This is a genomic window from Rheinheimera mangrovi (assembly GCF_003990335.1).
GTDB classification, from domain to species: domain Bacteria; phylum Pseudomonadota; class Gammaproteobacteria; order Enterobacterales; family Alteromonadaceae; genus Pararheinheimera; species Pararheinheimera mangrovi.
The window spans coordinates 1,062,018-1,077,969 of the sequence record NZ_CP034683.1 but is presented as its reverse complement, the minus strand read 5'-3'; the positions used below and the strand labels follow the sequence as shown (position 1 = coordinate 1,077,969).

Genomic DNA, 15,952 nt, shown 5'->3' with positions numbered 1-15,952 from the left:
GAAGCTATATCTGGCTTTGCCCGACTTCAGTTATAACCGAACCATAAGTCCGGAAGCCAGGGCTTTGCGGTAAGCCAGAAAAGCCGGAATAGCTCCCAATAACATGGTTAGGCCCATCACAGCGCCAAGCAGCCAACCAGTTTGGTCATGCCATGGATTGATACTGATAAAGAGTCCATATTGGCTGGCTAACAACTCACGAAACCCCCAAAGCCCAGCCACTAAAATAAGTAATGCAGCACCAATGGACAATAAGGCCATTAGCAGTAATTCCAGTTCTATCAGCAAAAATACGGTGGAAGCCGGAGCTCCAACAGCACGTAAGATCGCCATTTCGCGCTGACGCTCTTTTAATCCTGCCAGTAAGGTGGTGACTATACCCACCAGTGTCGCCACTATCACCAGGGCTGTGATGAGCAACAACATATTCTCTACCATACTGAGCATTTGCCAGAGTTCCGCCAAAGCCACACCGGGCAGAATGGCAGATAGCGGCTCAGCTTTAAATTCATTAAGCTGACGTTGCACTGCAAAAGTTGCCATTTTCGATTTTAAACCCAGCATGTAAGCCGTAATGACTTTAGGTTCTAAATCCATAGTCAGGCTTTGCTCGGCACTAATGCCCTTACCTGGCGCCGGCATGCCGCCACTTTGCCAGCCTAAATGGATAGCTTCGATCCCCTGCAGCGGAATATGGACGCTTTGATCCACAGGTGTACCTGTTGGGGAGAGAATACCCACTACTTCAAAGGGTTTATCTTTATGCTGGGTAAAACTGATACTACCAACCCCATGCGATAAAGTGATTTGCTCGCCCAACTGATAGCCCAGTTTTTGTGCAACCACTGAGCCTATAACCGCCTGATACACGCCGGCAAACACTTTACCCTGTGCCAGCTTCAGTGGTTGCTTTTCACCATACTGATAAAACTTAAAGTAGTCTTCGTTGGTGCCTAACACACGATATCCACGGTGCGAATCTCCCAGAGAAATTGGAATACTCCAGGCCACTTGCGGATGAGTTTTTACCGTCTGATAGTTCTTCCAGCCGATATTATTGGTGGCGTTACCAATACGAAATACCGAATACAACAATAAATTCAGCTGGCTGGAACGGGCACCCACAATCAGATCCGTGCCTGATACCGTGCTGGTGAAGCTGCTTTTAGCCTCATGACGAATATGATCAATACCTAATAACAAGGCGATACTAATGGTCAGTGAAATTACCGTCATCAGCACTGTGCCTTTGCGGTTCCATAAACTGGCTCTGGCCAACTGCATTAACATGGCTGAACTCCCTGCTGTAACTGCTCCATATCCAGCTCGAATTTGAAATACGAGCGCAATGCCGGATCATGACTGACAAAAACCACTGTGGTGCCACAAAGTTCAGCCTCACTCAGCATCAGCTGCATAAAGCCATCTCTGTGTTTATGATCCAGCGCCGAAGTTGGCTCATCAGCAATCAGCAAAGCGGGCTGAGTTAATAAAGCGCGGGCTATCGCCACACGCTGCTGTTGGCCAACACTTAACTGATTCGCCGGGGCTTGCCATAACAGCTTATCTAAACCCAGCTTCTGCAATAAGTAACGGGCACGCTGCTCTGCCTGTGGAATTTTTTTAGCAAAAGCACTGACCAGTAATACATTTTGCAATACCGACAAATACGGAATTAAGTTCAGTTGCTGGAATACCACCCCTATTGAAGAGGCTCGTAATTGGTCTCTTTTCGCAGCGGATAAAGCGGCCATCGACTGACCAGCAATCAAAATATCGCCCTGTTTACAAGGGTAAATACCGGCCAACAAATTCAGTAAGGTGGTTTTACCTGAACCTGATGAGCCATAGATAAATAAATGCTGCCCCTGCTCGAGTTGCAGTTGTGGAATATTCAATAAAGGGGGTTGGCCCGGCCAACTGAACACTAAAGATTTGAGTTCAAGTGCCGGAATTTTCAGGTCTGTGTACTCTGACATTACAAGGCTCATGTTATGATACGGCTTCTTTTGTGACCTTATAACATATGCAGAGGCTGAGGCTCCAATGGTAAAATCGTTATACATGGCGTTAATTCTGACTTTGGTCGCATTTACTGCGATACCGGCAAAAGCAGAAGACTATAAGGCATTGGAATGGACAGATTTACTGCCGGAAGAAGATTTGAAAAAGATGGAACTGCTGCCGGAAATTAACCATGAAGGTGGCGAAGCCCCGGCAGGCGGTGCCTTAAATCAGGCTTTTGGTAATCAGGATCCCGCAGCTGCTGCCTGGAACGAGGTGCTGATGTCAGCCAATGTCAAAGGCGAGCTGAATAACCAAAAAGTAAAAGTGCCTGGTTTTATTGTGCCGGTGGAATACGATGCCGATCAAAACGTGACCGCATTTTTTCTGGTGCCTTATTTTGGCGCCTGTATTCACGTACCGCCACCACCACCAAACCAGATTATTTTTGTCACCACCAAGCAAAAAATTAAAGGGGATATGATTTATTCACCATTCTGGATAAGCGGTACTTTGACTACAGAATCCATGAGTCATGATTTAGCAAAATCAGCTTACTCGATGAAAGCCGATAAAATCGAAGAATATACCTACGAGTAAGTGATTTCTTATACCCAATAAAAAATCGGCAACTGCCGATTTTTTATTGGGTAATTAATGCTTTATTGACTTACTGTGCTGTCAGTGGCAAAGCCCCGCTCCCCGCAGCCCAGTCTGCCGCCCCCTGCTCACCATTCACTATCCACTGCACTGATACTTTTTCTACACCAGCGGCAATAGTGGCTAAATCCAATGTCAGCGCCTGTAAGCGGGCCGGGTTTTGACAGACCAGAGTGTAATTAGCATTTAAATCCGCATGTTGTGGCTTAGTGGTGCGCTCCGCTGTTAAATCTGAGCTGATGTCGGTTCCTGTCACTGTGCAATTGGCTTCTGCGTCAAAGCTAAACCAGTTAGCAGAAGTAAAGTCAGCAATCATTTTTTGCACCAGTTGTCGCTCTGCATCATCTTGAGCCTGATGTTCAAAGCCAACAATATTGGCGGTAGGGGTCGCAAAGGCGAGTTCAGCTTCATTGCCTTCCAGTACAAAAGTCAAAACAGCCTGTCCATGAGTATGACTGCCGTGTTCTTCATGCTGATGCTCCTCTGCTGTTGCAGAGTTAACCAACAGACTAGCGCCAAGAAACAAGCCTGATAGCCATGCTTTTGTATTCACGGTTTTTGTATTCACGGTTTTTGATTGCACAACAAGCCACCACTTCAAAGTAAAAATTCTTCCTTATCATAACCCCAGCATTCGCAAGATATGTGCTTTGATTTTGCCTTTTATCGCAGGTTTTTGTTAATCCAACGGTCCCCCCCTTCTTCATTGAAGCGGCAGCTTCGTTGACCGCGTGCTTTCGCACTGTCACTGATCTGTTCCGGCGCTAGCGCCGTATCAAAAAACAAAATAATGGTAATCCACGATGGCAAAGTTAATTCTGGTATTAGGTGATCAGCTCAGTCCTGCTCTGTCATCCTTACGTGACCTGCAACCTCAAGACCGTGTTTTGATGGCTGAAGTCGCTAGTGAGGCCAGTTATACCCCTCATCACAAGCAAAAAATCATTTTAATCTTCAGTGCAATGCGTCATTTTGCTGCTGTATTGCAGCAGCAAGGCATCAGTGTCAGCTATATCGATTATCAGCAGAAAGTCAGTAGCCTGACGGAAGCTGTAGCTATAGAGCTTTCACGTCATCCAGAGCTGGAGCAGATTTGTGTTACAGAATGCGGTGAATACAGGCTGGAGCAAGAAATTTTAAGCTGGCAGCAGCAGTTCCAACGCCCACTGCTGATGCTGGAAGATGACCGCTTTATTGCCAGCAAAGCCATGTTTCAGCACTGGGCTCAAGGTCGAAAACAATACAGGATGGAGTATTTCTACCGCGAAATGCGCCGCTATACCGGCCTTTTGATGCAAAACGCTTTGCCAATAGGCGGGCAGTGGAATTTTGATGCCAGCAACAGAAAAGCCATGTCGGCTAAACAGCAGTTACCAGAAGTCCTCAAGTTCGAACCCGACGAAATAACCAGTCAAGTCATAGCTTTGGTTCAACAACAATTTCCAAACAATATGGGCAATGCCGACAGTTTTAGTTATGCAGTGACAGGTAAACAAGCACGGCAGGCGTTTTTACATTTTGTTGAGCATCAATTGCCACTCTTTGGTGATTATCAGGATGCAATGCAATTGAACGAGCCTCATCTTTTTCACAGCATTTGTTCTATGTATTTAAACTGCGGACTGTTGGATGTGCGCTGGGTCTGCCAAAAAGTGGAGCTGGCGTATAAAGAAGGCAAAGTGCCATTGAATGCCGCCGAAGGTTTTATCCGTCAATTGATTGGCTGGCGCGAATATGTGCGGGGTTTGTACTGGTTACTGATGCCAGAATACAAGGAGCGTAATTTTTTGAAGGCGAGTACGCCTTTGCCGTCCTATTACTGGACGGGCAAAACAAAAATGCGCTGTATGCAACAAGCCATCAGCCATACCATTGTTCATGCTTATTCGCACCATATTCAGCGCTTAATGATCACAGGTAACTTTGCCCTGTTGGCAGGCTTGTCCGTCGAAGAAATCTGCGATTGGTATCTGGCGGTTTATGCTGATGCTTACGAGTGGGTGGAACTACCAAATACACTCGGCATGGCGTTATTTGCCGATGAAGGCGTACTGGCGTCTAAACCTTATGCAGCCAGTGGTAAATACATTCAGCGGATGAGCAACTACTGCAAAAGTTGCGCTTACGATGTCACTGAAACTACCAGCCCCACAGCCTGCCCTTTTAATGCCTTGTACTGGAACTTTCTCGAACGTAATCAGGCGCAGCTGTCTGGTAATGCCAGAATGCAGCTGAGTTATCAGAACTGGTACCGTAAATCAGATGAAGAGCGGGCTCAAATCACGGAAAAAGCGCAAGCCTTGCTGATCCATCTGGAGCAGCTATGAAACGCGCTTTGGTGCTGTTGAATCAAGCGATGCGCTGGCACGATAATCGGTTGCTGTCAGAGCAAGCAGATGTTGATCAACTGATAGCTGTCGTAGTACTGGACCCTGTTGAGTACTTAACCACGCAATACGGTATAAAGCGTGCCAGCCTGCAGCGTTTGCAGGCTCAGCTAAAACTCATGTTGGACTGGCAACAGCAATGGCAACAAAAGCAGCTGCAGCTGCATATTCGCATTGGCGACACGTCGGAGTGCCTGCAGCAGCTGGCACAGCAGTATCAGGCACAGAGTTTAATAGCAGCAGAACCCACAGCACCAGAGCAGTACCAGCAACTGCAGCGCACAGGCTTAAAACTAGAGCTGTATGATATCAATAGCTTGTTGCAGCATGAGCTAAGACCGGATTTGGTCACTTTGCCAAAAAGCTTCTCTGCCTTCAGGAAAATGCGCGAGCCAGAGCTTTTGGTGCAGCAGCCACAGCCTTATGCGGTTTCTTCGCAGTTTTATGGCGAAGCTGAACAGCTTTTGGATGCAGCAACGGCCAACTTTATCAGCCAGTATCACAATCCAGCTGCAGCTTTGCTGAACGAAGCCGCAGCCTTAGAGCGCCTGATGCAGTTTATCTGGCAACAAAAAGCAGTCCGCCACTACAAACAAAGCCGCGATGCTTTGGATGGCGAATGGAACAGCAGTGTATGGTCTTTTTATCTGGCCAATGGCTGCTTGTCGGCTTGTTATGCCTGGCAGCAGGTATTGGATTTTGAACAGCAACAGATCGCCAATGAATCTACCTATTGGATCCGCTTTGAACTGCTGTGGCGGGAGTACTTTCGCTGGCAGATGCGCCAGCACAACAGTGCCTGGTTTAGTAAAAATGCTTTTCGGCCACCGCTGGATTTCTCTGCACCAGTTCCTGAGCAGCGCTTTGACCTCTGGTGCAAAGGCCAAACAGGACTGCCTTTTGTCGATGCCAATATCAGGATGTTGCTGCAAACGGGCTGGATGTCAAACCGTGGCCGGCAGAATGTCGCCAGTTATCTGATTTTTGAACTGCAGCAGGACTGGCGTTTAGGGGCAGCCTTTTTTGAGCAGCATTTGCTCGATTATGATTGTGCCAGCAACTGGTGTAACTGGGCTTATATAGCTGGGGTTGGCAATAGTGGTGCCCGGCAATTTAACCAAATCAAACAGGCCTTAACGCACGATCCACAAGGTGACTTTGTCCGGCGTTGGCTACCGGAAAAAACAGCAATTGGCGCCTTGGTGCATCTGCCGGACGCTAAAGTGCCTGTGCAGGATTTTTGGCGGCCTTTTTTGCAGCAGTTGACGACAAAAACATGATCAGTCTGGTCTGGTTTAAGCGTGATTTGCGCATTGATGACCATGGCCCTTTGGCAGAAGCTGCACGGCAAGGTGCTGTATTGCCTTTGTATATTGTTGAATCTGACTATTGGCAACAACCTGATACCTCGGTACGACAATGGCTTTTTATCGAACAAAGCCTGCAGCTGCTGGACCAACAACTCACAGCCTTAGGCCAGCCTTTGTTGGTGATCAAAGGCCCTGCAACCCAAGTACTTCGACAGTTGTGTCAGGAGTTCCCGATAAGCCAGGTCCTCAGCCATGAGGAAACCGGCAACCTATGGACTTTCCAGCGTGATCTGGCGGTTAAACAACTACTGAAAGAACTGGCTATCCCATGGCGGCAATACCAGCAACATGCGGTGTTTCGGGCTTTAAAAGACCGCGACTTGTGGGCGGAGCAAGCGGATCTGTATTTATCAGGCGCTTTGTACCACACACCAGCCACTTTGCCTTTTATCTGCCATGGCCGTCAGCCAACGCAGCCTTTTCGCCCTCAAAGGGGATTGGATTTGCTTCCATGCAGCTCAGCTCAGACTGCTTTTGCTCTGCCAGATACAGTACAAAGCTTTTTTAATTACAGAGCCAAAGACTACAGCCGGCATATTTCGTTGCCTGATAAAGCGCAGCACAGCAGCTCACGCCTAAGTCCTTATCTGGCCTATGGCCAATTAAGTTTAAGAGCTGTGCAACAACAAACTTTGCGCTCTATCAAGCAACAACCTGCTTTAAGTTTTGGCTTATCGTCGTTTTACAGCAGATTGCGCTGGCATTGTCATTTTATCCAGAAGCTGGAATCCGATCCGCTGATTGAAACCGAAGCACTGCATCCGGGTTATGCCCGTTTACGTAAACAAGATTTTAATAGCGACAGGTTTTGGGCCTGGGCTCATGGCTACACGGGTTATCCGCTGATTGATGCCTGTATGCGCAGTCTGCTGGCTACAGGTTGGCTGCATTTCCGCGCCCGCGCTATGTTAGTGGCTTTTGCCTGTTATCACTTATGGCTGGACTGGCGGCCTGTAGCTTTACACCTGGCGCAGTGTTTTGTCGATTACGAGCCAGGTATTCATTATCCACAAATTCAAATGCAGGCTGGCACTACAGGTATAAATCCAAACCGGATCTATAACCCCGTATTACAAAGCCAGCAAAAAGATCCGCAAGGGCATTTTATCCGGCGTTGGTGCCCTGAACTGCGTTTGTTACCCGATAGCTGGCTGCACCAGCCCTGGCTGATGCCATTGTCATTACAGCGCCAGTATGGCTGTGTGCTGGACAGAGACTACCCTATGCCTGTGGTGGACCTGCAACAGGCGATGCGACTGGCTAAACAGCGTCTGACTGAATGCAAACAGCAGCAAGACCCGCTGTGGTGGCGCGAGCAAAAACGTCTGGTCGTACAGCGCCATGCCAGCAGAAAAAGACCATCAAGGCGCGGTGCTAAGGTTGTAAGCTCGACAGGGCAACTTAGCTTGGATCTGAACGAATAAAGCACTGAAAGGTCTATTTAAGTTATGCTGAGTTCAGTTACCTTCAAAAGGATTTTTTTTATGACCATTACTGTCAGCCAACATACACCGGGTCAATTACGCCAGACCATTCAGATCAGCAGCCACCAGATTAATGCCGATCTGACTGAAGCTGCAGGAGGCACTAACACAGGGCCAGATCCACATGATTTATTTGACGCTGCGGTAGCTACCTGTAAAGCCATGACCTTGCAGCTGTTTGCCAAACGGAAAAATATTCCGCTGCAAGAAGTCAAAGTAGAAATCAACCGGGATGACAGAGCCGAAAACAAAGGCTTGTATCAGTTGCATGTCAGTCTGGAACTGATTGGTGATTTAACAGCAGAGCAGCGCGAGCAGTTACTGACCATTGCCGACAAATGCCCTATCCATAAATTAATGACGCAAACCGAAGTTCAGGTGCATACCAGCCTCAAAGCAGAACCAGCAACAGTGGATAGCAGCGAGCCTTTGATTATTCAACCGCAGGCCCGTGATATTGGTTTTATGATCAAACGCTTATTACCGGCCAAAGCACAGCGCCGTGTGGGCCCTTTTATTTTTGTTGATCATATGGGCCCCGCTGCTTTTGCTGCTGGCAACACTGAAGGTGATGTGCGTCAGCATCCGCATATTGGCCTTGCGACCGTCACCTACTTATTTTCCGGCGCTATGTTACACAGTGACTCGCTGGGCACTAAACAGCTGATTGAACCCGGTGCTATTAATCTGATGCGCGCAGGTCGGGGTATAGCGCACTCTGAACGTATTCCGGATGATATCCGGAAGGAACAGGTTCAGGTTGAAGGCATGCAAATTTGGTTAGTTTTACCTGAAGATGAAGCGGAATCTGAACCTTCGTTTCAACATTATCCGGCGGCCTTGTTTCCTGCAATTCAGGTACCTGGCAGTGAAATTCGGGTGTTGTTAGGTGAATATTTTTCTCAGACTTCAGTGGTGAGTTTTCCATCCCGCTGCTGTTATGCCGAATTAAAACTGGACCCATGCAGCAGCTTAGCCTTACCTAAGTCTGAACAACAGTTGGCAATTTATCTGGCCAAAGGCTCGTTAAAACAGCCTGTACTGAATGCAGGACAAATGCTGGTGATGACAGAGGATTTAACAGTAGTTGCAGGCGACGACGGCGCGCACTTTATGGTATTGGGTGGCGATGAAGTTGCAGACCCTGTGCTACTAAGCTGGAATTTTGTTGCACGTAACACTGAGCGTTTAGCCCAAGCCAAAGCAGACTGGAACAGCGGTAACTTCCCTCGTTTGACTGATGACGCCGAGTGGATCCCAGCACCTTAGCACTGATGACCTTCGCTATTATTTTGTTTTCCGCGCCGCCCGATACCATTCTGGCGGCTGCTGATCAAGCCACAGCACCACTTGACTCACACTGGTAAACACACGTTGCAGATAATCAGGATTGATCCTTTGCCAATCATCCTGTGGCGTATGGTATTGGCTGTGACCGTCCACACCAAAAAATAAAAACGGAATACCTGCACGGCGAAATGGAGCATGGTCACTGGCATTCGCCCAGTCTATATGCTGCTGTCCTCTTAAACCTTTACTTCTGTTACGTAATTTAAGATTAACCGCAAAATCCTTAGTTTTCAGATAATCAGCCACTCCTGGCAGTGAGAAAGCCCCGTAGAGGTATAATTTATTCTGACGCTCGCCGCGACTGAGCATGTCTAGGTTAAGATTTAACACCACTTGCTGCAGTGGCACAGGCGGCGATGCCACAAAAGCTTTTGCACCATAAAGGCCGTCTTCTTCCGCGTCCGTGGCAACAAAAAGATAGCTGTAATGAGGACAGGGCTGAGTTTTTAACAACGCAGCTAAAGCCAGCATAGCTGCAACGCCAGAGGCATTATCGTCTGCACCATTATATATTTTGCCCCGAATAATACCGAGATGATCGTAATGCGCAGTCATCACTATATAAGCCTCTGGCTGTGAGCAGCCTTTAAGCTCAGCGATCAGATTAATGCCTTGGTTGTCAGAAAAGCCTGAGCGGTAATGAAAAGGATGTTGAAAATCTGCTTTTAACCTGGTTAAACCTAAAGCGAAAAAGCGCTGTTGAATATAACTCCGGGCCTGATCTGCACCTGAAGTTGCAGTTTTCCTGCCCGACATCCGGTCATCCGACAACTGCTGTATGTCATGCAACAAATCAGACGCAGCATGCAGACCAAAAGTAGCGACACTGCAGACCAAAAGCAGCATAAAAAAAATCACACGACAACTCAAAGTAACCACCAGACGCTTGCTAATGTTTCACTGCTGCAGTGGTCAGCAGTTTTAGTTTATGTTGATAGCGTGTGCGTTCATCACGATTTGAGGCCGATTTTTCCGCAGACTTCAGATACTGCTCTGCCTTGTCGGTTTGCCCTATGGACAAGTGAGCTTTCGCCAGACCAAACATGGCCTCAGAAGACTTATTATTTAAAGCGAGGCTTCTTTTGTAATGTTCAATCGCCTGCTGGGTCATGCCTAAAGCCAAAGATTCATTGCCTAGCATGATATGGTAAAAAGGATTTTGTAGTCTTTTTGCATTAACAATCTGTGTTAACTGAGCTGCTTTTTCCGGTTCTCCCATCACTTCATAAAGTAAAGCCAGGTTTGCTTTAGAGTTGAGTTGCTCGGGAGCCAATTGCGTAGCCAGTAGATAGGCTTTCTCAGCCAGAGCATATTGCCGTTTCTGCCGGTATAAAACAGCAAGATTATTCCAGCTCTCCGCCGAGCCTGGGTCAACAGAAATAGCGGCTTTCAGGTAAGCATAAGCCAGATCATCTTTGTCATATACCATAGCTTCAGCGGCTTTATTGTTGTAGAACATTCCAATAATCTGCATCTGCTTCAGCACAACAGAAGGAAAATGATTTTTGTTATTTTGCATATCAAAATCAACTACATAATTGAAAACACTGTAATGAATACCTCCGTTCTTTCCTATACTTTTTCCACCTACAATACTCAGATTCACATGACCATTCAGCAAGCTTTGGCCATTATTCTGAGTCCAGTATTCCGGGATTTTTATATCTCTGAATTCAGCATTCAGATCCATCTCTTGCGCAAGGCTGTAGGATAAAATCGTTAAAGACAAACAGTTCGCTTGCCTGGCGGTTAAGGTTTGTGCAGCTGTTAGTGTTGCATCGTTTTGATACAGTAAACTGCTGCCTTTTTTCTCAAACAAATAATTCAGTAACAAATCTGTTTTCACCCGAGGTGAATCGGCAGAGCGTGTTAACAACCGAACATCGGCTTTGGTTTGTTCAGGCAAAGCAAAAATCTGTTCCGGAGTCTCAATGGCTTCAGCGATAGGATTAAACAAGTGGTCATGCAGTAAGGTTTGTGGGGCTGTTGCCAGCATATTATTTTGCTGGCATGCAGTTAAAAGCACAACCACACAGATGTTCAGAATAAATCTCATGTTCGTCATCTGCATTAATCTTTCATGCTTAAACTATAGGGTATATTTCTCAGAAGCTGTGCTTTGTCTCACACCTCTCACCCCATTTTTTCACCCTCTTATAAATTTGATAAATTCAGTCTCCAAAACAGAAAACATCTTTGCATTTTTATCATATTTGCACTAATAATCAAAGATGATAGTTTGTTCAAATTTCAACCAGAGGTAACAATCGATGGAACAATCGTTACTTTCACCCGTGGTGCATGAAAAAATCCGCCATTTGCATCCAGGCTCACAGGTAGACCTGCAGTTCTCACAGCCCAGTAGTTTAAGGATCAGAACTTCTCTGGTTGGCTATGAAAAAAACCGTTATCTGGTATTAAAGTTGCCACAACAAGTGGTAGATGGTGGTTACAAAGATGTGTTTGTTGAAGGCAATATGACTGTGGTGCGTTGTCTGTTGGAAGGAGATTTGGGAGAGTGTATTGCCTTTCGGGCTATGATCAAAACCATCTCCCATCACCCTGTGCATCTTCTGTTTTTGGAATACCCGCAGCATATAGAAAATCGCTCTTTACGGGCTAAACAACGGATCAGAGCTTTTATTCCTGCTTATATCAACCCGGTAGAACAAGGCACCCTGCCCGAAGCTTTTTCGCTGTATAACGGCTTTGTTATTGATATATCACCTTGTGGTTGTCGCTTTACAATGAAACTGCATGCGGACGCCAATCAAATTGACAAAGTAGCGGTAATGATGGAACTGCTGGTACCAGGCGAAGAATTGCGGATCCAGATCCCTGGTGAAATTATGAATTGCCATGTTGAATTGCAGGAGCTGTCTTTGGGTATTAAATTCGAATTGCCGGAGCGACAGGTGGCGAAAATGCTGCAGCGTTTTATTGTCGACCCGGCCATCGCCAGCTGAATACAAGGTCAGAGCCTTGGCCCTGACCTTGTCATCGTTAGCCTAAATTAGGTGCTAACCAGCTTTCAGCCTGCTCTGCAGTCCAGCCTTTTTTGGCGGCATAGTCATCTTTTTGGTCTGTGCCAATTTTACTGACCGCAAAATATTTGCTATCCGGGTGGGAAAAATACCAACCACTGACCGCAGCGCCAGGCCACATGGCATAACTTTCAGTCAGCTGAATACCGGTTTGAGCTTCGACATCAAGCAACTGCCATAAAGTGCCTTTTTCCGTGTGTTCAGGACAAGCCGGATAACCAGGTGCTGGCCTTATGCCCTGATACAACTCACGAATAAGCTGCTCGTTATCCAGCTGTTCATCCGGTGCATAACCCCAGAATTCACGTCGCACTTTCATATGCAGGTATTCGGCTAAGGCTTCAGCCAGTCGGTCGGCCAGAGCTTTGACCATGATGCTGTTGTAATCATCGTGCTGGGCAGCAAATTCGTCAGCCAGCTCATCAGCACCAAAGCCAGTGCTGACAGCAAAACCGCCAATATAATCAGCAATGCCAGACCCCACAGGAGCGACAAAATCAGCTAAGCAGCAGTTTGGATTGTCGTTACGCAGCTGTAACTGCTGACGTAAATTTAACAAACGACAACGCTCGACAGTGCGGCTCTCATCGGTGTAGACAATAATGTCATCGCCTTGGCTGTTGGCAGGAAAGAAACCAAATACAGCTTTGCCCTGCACTTTTTTCTGCTGGATCATTAAATCCAGAATGGCATTGGCATCTCTGTGCACACGACGTGCTTCCATGCCCACTTCAGGGTGATTCAGAATTGCCGGGAATTTACCGGACAACTGCCAGGTCAGGAAAAACGGCGTCCAGTCGATGTAATCCCGCAGCACCTCTAAATCCACGTCCTGCCATAAATGCACACCCGGCTGTTTCGGTGCTGCGGCCACTTTGGCTAAATCCAGCTGGAATTTATTTGCTCTGGCCTGCTCCAGCGTCAGTAACTTCTCACCTGGACGACTGCGGGCATGCTGGTCACGGGCTCTGTCGTATTCGTCATTGACCCTTTCTAAAAAGGCGGGTTTGTGTTCTTTGCTTATCAGCGACTGCACCACTGAGACACTACGCGATGCGTTTGGCACATAGACCACGCCATGCGGATAATTCGGTGCAATCTTAATAGCGGTATGAGCTTTGGACGTGGTAGCGCCACCAATTAACAGCGGAATATCAAAACCTAAGCGGGTCATTTCTTTGGCGACGTGCACCATTTCGTCCAACGAAGGCGTTATAAGGCCAGACAAGCCGATAATATCCACATTCAGCTCTTTGGCTTTTTGCAGCAAGGTGGCGCAAGGCACCATGACGCCAAGGTCTATCACTTCATAGTTATTACACTGCAGTACTACACCGACAATGTTTTTACCTATGTCGTGCACATCGCCTTTGACTGTCGCCATCAGTACTTTGCCCTGAGCCTGAGCACCAGTACCGGCTTTTTCCAGCTCAATAAAAGGCTGTAAATAAGCCACAGCTTTTTTCATCACCCGGGCGGACTTAACCACCTGAGGCAGGAACATTTTACCTTCACCAAATAAATCGCCGACCACGTTCATGCCGTCCATCAGCGGACCTTCAATCACATGCAAAGGCCGCTCGACCGTGAGACGGGCTTCTTCAGTGTCCTGATCGATAAAATCTGTGATGCCTTTGACCAACGCATGTTCAAGACGTTTATTCACAGGCCAGGCGCGCCAGGCTTCGTCTTCTTTGACGGCAACAGACCCATCACCTTTAAACTCGGCGGCAATATCCAGTAAACGTTCTGTCGCATCTTCACGGCGGTTTAAGATCACATCTTCAACCCGCTCACGCAGCAGTTCAGGAATATCGTCATACACAGCCAACTGGCCGGCATTAACTATGCCCATATCCATACCAGCCGCTATGGCATGGTACAAAAATACCGAGTGCATGGCTTCGCGCACCGGGTCGTTGCCACGGAACGAAAAAGAGATATTAGAGACACCACCAGAGATTTTGGCGTAAGGGCATAAGCGCTTGATTTCACGGGTGGCTTCAATAAAGTCGACCGCGTAATTGTTGTGCTCTTCAATACCTGTTGCCACAGCAAATATATTCGGGTCGAAGATAATATCTTCTGGTGGGAAACCAATCTGATTGACCAGAATGTCGTAGGCCCGCTGACAAATTTCGACTTTACGGACTTTGGTGTCGGCCTGACCTTTTTCATCAAAGGCCATCACTACGACTGCAGCGCCGTATCGGCGTAACAATTTCGCCTGATATAAAAACGGCTCTATGCCTTCTTTCAATGAAATAGAATTGACGACAGGTTTGCCTTGAATACATTTCAGCGCCGCTTCAATCACGTCCCACTTCGAGGAGTCGACCATAATAGGCACACGGGAAATGTCTGGCTCTGATGCCAGTAAATTCAGGTAACGCACCATGGCAGCCTTGCTGTCGAGCATGGCTTCGTCCATGTTGATGTCGATGATCTGCGCACCGTTTTCAACCTGTTGACGTGCGACATCTAAAGCTTTTTCGTATTCGCCTTCTAAAATCAGCTTTTTAAAACGGGCTGAGCCTGTGACGTTGGTGCGTTCACCTACGTTAATAAAACGGGCTTGTTGTCGCATTACCACTCCAGACCAAAAGCTTCTAAACCAGACAAGTGAAACTGGTGTGTTTTCTGTTTCGGCTGACGGGCTGGCAAGCCTGCAACTGCATCGCTGATGGCTTTAATATGTTCAGGCGTAGTGCCACAACAACCACCGACAATATTTAAAAAGCCCTGCTCTGCCCAGTCAGCAATTTCTTTGGCCATCTCTACTGCACCTAAATCGTATTCGCCAAATTCATTAGGTAAGCCCGCATTTGGATGCACTGAAACATAACATTCTGAAATACCGGATAAAGTCTCTACATAAGGCCGCAATAAATCCGGCCCTAAAGCACAGTTCAAACCAAAACTGACAGGCTCAACATGTGACAGTGAATGGTAAAAAGCTTCTGTGGTCTGGCCGGACAAAGTGCGGCCTGAAGCGTCGGTAATAGTGCCAGAGATCATCACGGGTAAAGCGTAGCCTAATTCATCAAAGACTTTCAGTACCGCAAAAGCAGCAGCTTTGGCGTTTAAGGTATCAAAAATAGTTTCCAGCATAATGATGTCGGCACCGCCTTCTATCAGCGCGTGAGTGGACTCAGAGTAGGCGCTGACTAAGGTATCAAAATCTACATTACGGTAACCCGGGTCGTTCACATCAGGTGAAATTGAAGCTGTTCTGTTGGTTGGACCTAATACACCAGCGACAAAACGAGGTTTGTCTGGCGTACTGAATTCATCACAAGCCTGACGCGCTAAAGCCGCTGATTCTCGGTTGATGCGGGCTGATAAATGCGACATATCGTAATCGGCCATAGCGATAGGCGTAGCATTAAAGCTATTGGTTTCGAGAATATCAGCACCAGCTGCTAAATACTGGCGGTGGATGTCCAGAATAAGTTCAGGTTTAGTCAGCACCAGTAAGTCGTTATTACCTTTCAGATCGGTAGACCAGTCGGCAAACTCTGTGCCGCGGTAATCTGCTTCCTGCAATTTATACTGCTGGATCATAGTACCCATGGCACCATCTAACACCAGAATACGCTCCGCCATCAGAGCTCTAAGAGCGTCCGGAGTTAACACACTGCGATTGGTCATTA

At 47.2% G+C, this 15,952-nt stretch carries 13 protein-coding genes; 6 read left to right on the top strand and 7 right to left on the bottom strand.

Annotated elements, in window-relative coordinates:
* Positions 1-30: 30 nt before the first annotated feature.
* Both EK374_RS04965 and EK374_RS04960 read right to left on the bottom strand, forming a co-directional pair.
* Positions 31-1,290, bottom strand: coding sequence for an ABC transporter permease (locus tag EK374_RS04965; RefSeq protein ID WP_127020701.1), 1,260 nt, complete (start codon positions 1,288-1,290; stop codon positions 31-33).
* Positions 1,284-1,979 carry an ABC transporter ATP-binding protein gene (locus tag EK374_RS04960; RefSeq protein WP_127020699.1) on the bottom strand — a complete coding sequence of 232 codons (696 nt, stop codon included), beginning with the start codon at positions 1,977-1,979 and terminating at the stop codon, positions 1,284-1,286. The genes EK374_RS04965 and EK374_RS04960 overlap by 7 nt, the downstream gene beginning before the upstream one ends.
* Positions 1,980-2,046: 67 nt before the next feature.
* On the opposite strand from EK374_RS04960, the gene EK374_RS04955 reads away from it, so the two are divergent.
* Positions 2,047-2,604 (top strand): DUF3299 domain-containing protein, encoded by a 558-nt coding sequence (locus EK374_RS04955; protein ID WP_127020697.1) that lies wholly within the window; start codon positions 2,047-2,049, stop codon positions 2,602-2,604.
* Positions 2,605-2,674: 70 nt separating this feature from the next.
* Here the strand turns inward: EK374_RS04955 and EK374_RS04950 are convergent, their stop codons facing one another.
* Positions 2,675-3,247, bottom strand: a complete 573-nt coding sequence (locus tag EK374_RS04950; protein ID WP_127020676.1) for a ZrgA family zinc uptake protein — start codon at positions 3,245-3,247, stop codon at positions 2,675-2,677.
* A gap of 220 nt (positions 3,248-3,467) precedes the next feature.
* Here EK374_RS04950 and EK374_RS04945 point away from each other — a divergent pair, with 220 nt between their 5' ends.
* Genes EK374_RS04945 through EK374_RS04930 form a run of 4 tightly spaced genes read left to right on the top strand, consistent with a single transcriptional unit; the run spans position 3,468 to position 9,174 of the window.
* Positions 3,468-4,991 (top strand): cryptochrome/photolyase family protein, encoded by a 1,524-nt coding sequence (locus EK374_RS04945; RefSeq protein ID WP_127020674.1) that lies wholly within the window; start codon positions 3,468-3,470, stop codon positions 4,989-4,991.
* Complete coding sequence (locus EK374_RS04940; protein ID WP_127020672.1) at positions 4,988-6,331, top strand: FAD-binding domain-containing protein; 1,344 nt, start codon at positions 4,988-4,990, stop codon at positions 6,329-6,331. The genes EK374_RS04945 and EK374_RS04940 overlap by 4 nt, the downstream gene beginning before the upstream one ends.
* Positions 6,292-7,845 (top strand): cryptochrome/deoxyribodipyrimidine photo-lyase family protein, encoded by a 1,554-nt coding sequence (locus tag EK374_RS04935; protein WP_233280335.1) that lies wholly within the window; start codon positions 6,292-6,294, stop codon positions 7,843-7,845. The genes EK374_RS04940 and EK374_RS04935 overlap by 40 nt, the downstream gene beginning before the upstream one ends.
* Before the next feature lie 60 nt (positions 7,846-7,905).
* Positions 7,906-9,174, top strand: a complete 1,269-nt coding sequence (locus EK374_RS04930; RefSeq protein WP_164731822.1) for a pirin family protein — start codon at positions 7,906-7,908, stop codon at positions 9,172-9,174.
* Between the two features lie 18 nt (positions 9,175-9,192).
* On the opposite strand, the gene EK374_RS04925 is transcribed toward EK374_RS04930, so the two are convergent.
* Together EK374_RS04925 and EK374_RS04920 are read right to left on the bottom strand one after the other, a co-directional pair.
* Positions 9,193-10,101: a M28 family peptidase gene (locus EK374_RS04925; RefSeq protein WP_127020670.1), complete on the bottom strand. Its 909-nt coding sequence runs from the start codon at positions 10,099-10,101 to the stop codon at positions 9,193-9,195.
* 43 nt (positions 10,102-10,144) lie between these two features.
* Positions 10,145-11,320 (bottom strand): tetratricopeptide repeat protein, encoded by a 1,176-nt coding sequence (locus EK374_RS04920; RefSeq protein WP_164731821.1) that lies wholly within the window; start codon positions 11,318-11,320, stop codon positions 10,145-10,147.
* A gap of 205 nt (positions 11,321-11,525) precedes the next feature.
* Here EK374_RS04920 and EK374_RS04915 point away from each other — a divergent pair, with 205 nt between their 5' ends.
* Positions 11,526-12,221 (top strand): flagellar brake domain-containing protein, encoded by a 696-nt coding sequence (locus EK374_RS04915; protein WP_127020667.1) that lies wholly within the window; start codon positions 11,526-11,528, stop codon positions 12,219-12,221.
* Positions 12,222-12,258: 37 nt separating this feature from the next.
* On the opposite strand, the gene metH is transcribed toward EK374_RS04915, so the two are convergent.
* Both metH and EK374_RS21050 read right to left on the bottom strand, forming a co-directional pair.
* Positions 12,259-14,886 (bottom strand): methionine synthase, encoded by a 2,628-nt coding sequence (metH, locus tag EK374_RS04910; RefSeq protein WP_127020665.1) that lies wholly within the window; start codon positions 14,884-14,886, stop codon positions 12,259-12,261.
* A complete protein-coding gene (locus EK374_RS21050; RefSeq protein ID WP_127020663.1) occupies positions 14,886-15,950 on the bottom strand; it encodes a homocysteine S-methyltransferase family protein in 1,065 nt (354 codons plus the stop codon). The genes metH and EK374_RS21050 overlap by 1 nt, the downstream gene beginning before the upstream one ends.
* Positions 15,951-15,952: the final 2 nt, after the last annotated feature.

Excerpts from the sequence above, each read along its gene's own strand:
- EK374_RS04965 (WP_127020701.1), bottom strand. The coding sequence starts at position 1,290 with ATGTTAATGCAGTTGGCCAGAGCCAGTTTATGGAACCGCAAAGGCACA.
- EK374_RS04960 (WP_127020699.1), bottom strand. The coding sequence starts at position 1,979 with ATGTCAGAGTACACAGACCTGAAAATTCCGGCACTTGAACTCAAATCT.
- EK374_RS04955 (WP_127020697.1), top strand. The coding sequence starts at position 2,047 with ATGGTAAAATCGTTATACATGGCGTTAATTCTGACTTTGGTCGCATTT.
- EK374_RS04945 (WP_127020674.1), top strand. The coding sequence starts at position 3,468 with ATGGCAAAGTTAATTCTGGTATTAGGTGATCAGCTCAGTCCTGCTCTG.
- EK374_RS04940 (WP_127020672.1), top strand. The coding sequence starts at position 4,988 with ATGAAACGCGCTTTGGTGCTGTTGAATCAAGCGATGCGCTGGCACGAT.
- EK374_RS04930 (WP_164731822.1), top strand. The coding sequence starts at position 7,906 with ATGACCATTACTGTCAGCCAACATACACCGGGTCAATTACGCCAGACC.
- EK374_RS04925 (WP_127020670.1), bottom strand. The coding sequence starts at position 10,101 with ATGCTGCTTTTGGTCTGCAGTGTCGCTACTTTTGGTCTGCATGCTGCG.
- EK374_RS04920 (WP_164731821.1), bottom strand. The coding sequence starts at position 11,320 with ATGACGAACATGAGATTTATTCTGAACATCTGTGTGGTTGTGCTTTTA.
- EK374_RS04915 (WP_127020667.1), top strand. The coding sequence starts at position 11,526 with ATGGAACAATCGTTACTTTCACCCGTGGTGCATGAAAAAATCCGCCAT.
- metH (WP_127020665.1), bottom strand. The coding sequence starts at position 14,886 with ATGCGACAACAAGCCCGTTTTATTAACGTAGGTGAACGCACCAACGTC.
- EK374_RS21050 (WP_127020663.1), bottom strand. The coding sequence starts at position 15,950 with ATGACCAATCGCAGTGTGTTAACTCCGGACGCTCTTAGAGCTCTGATG.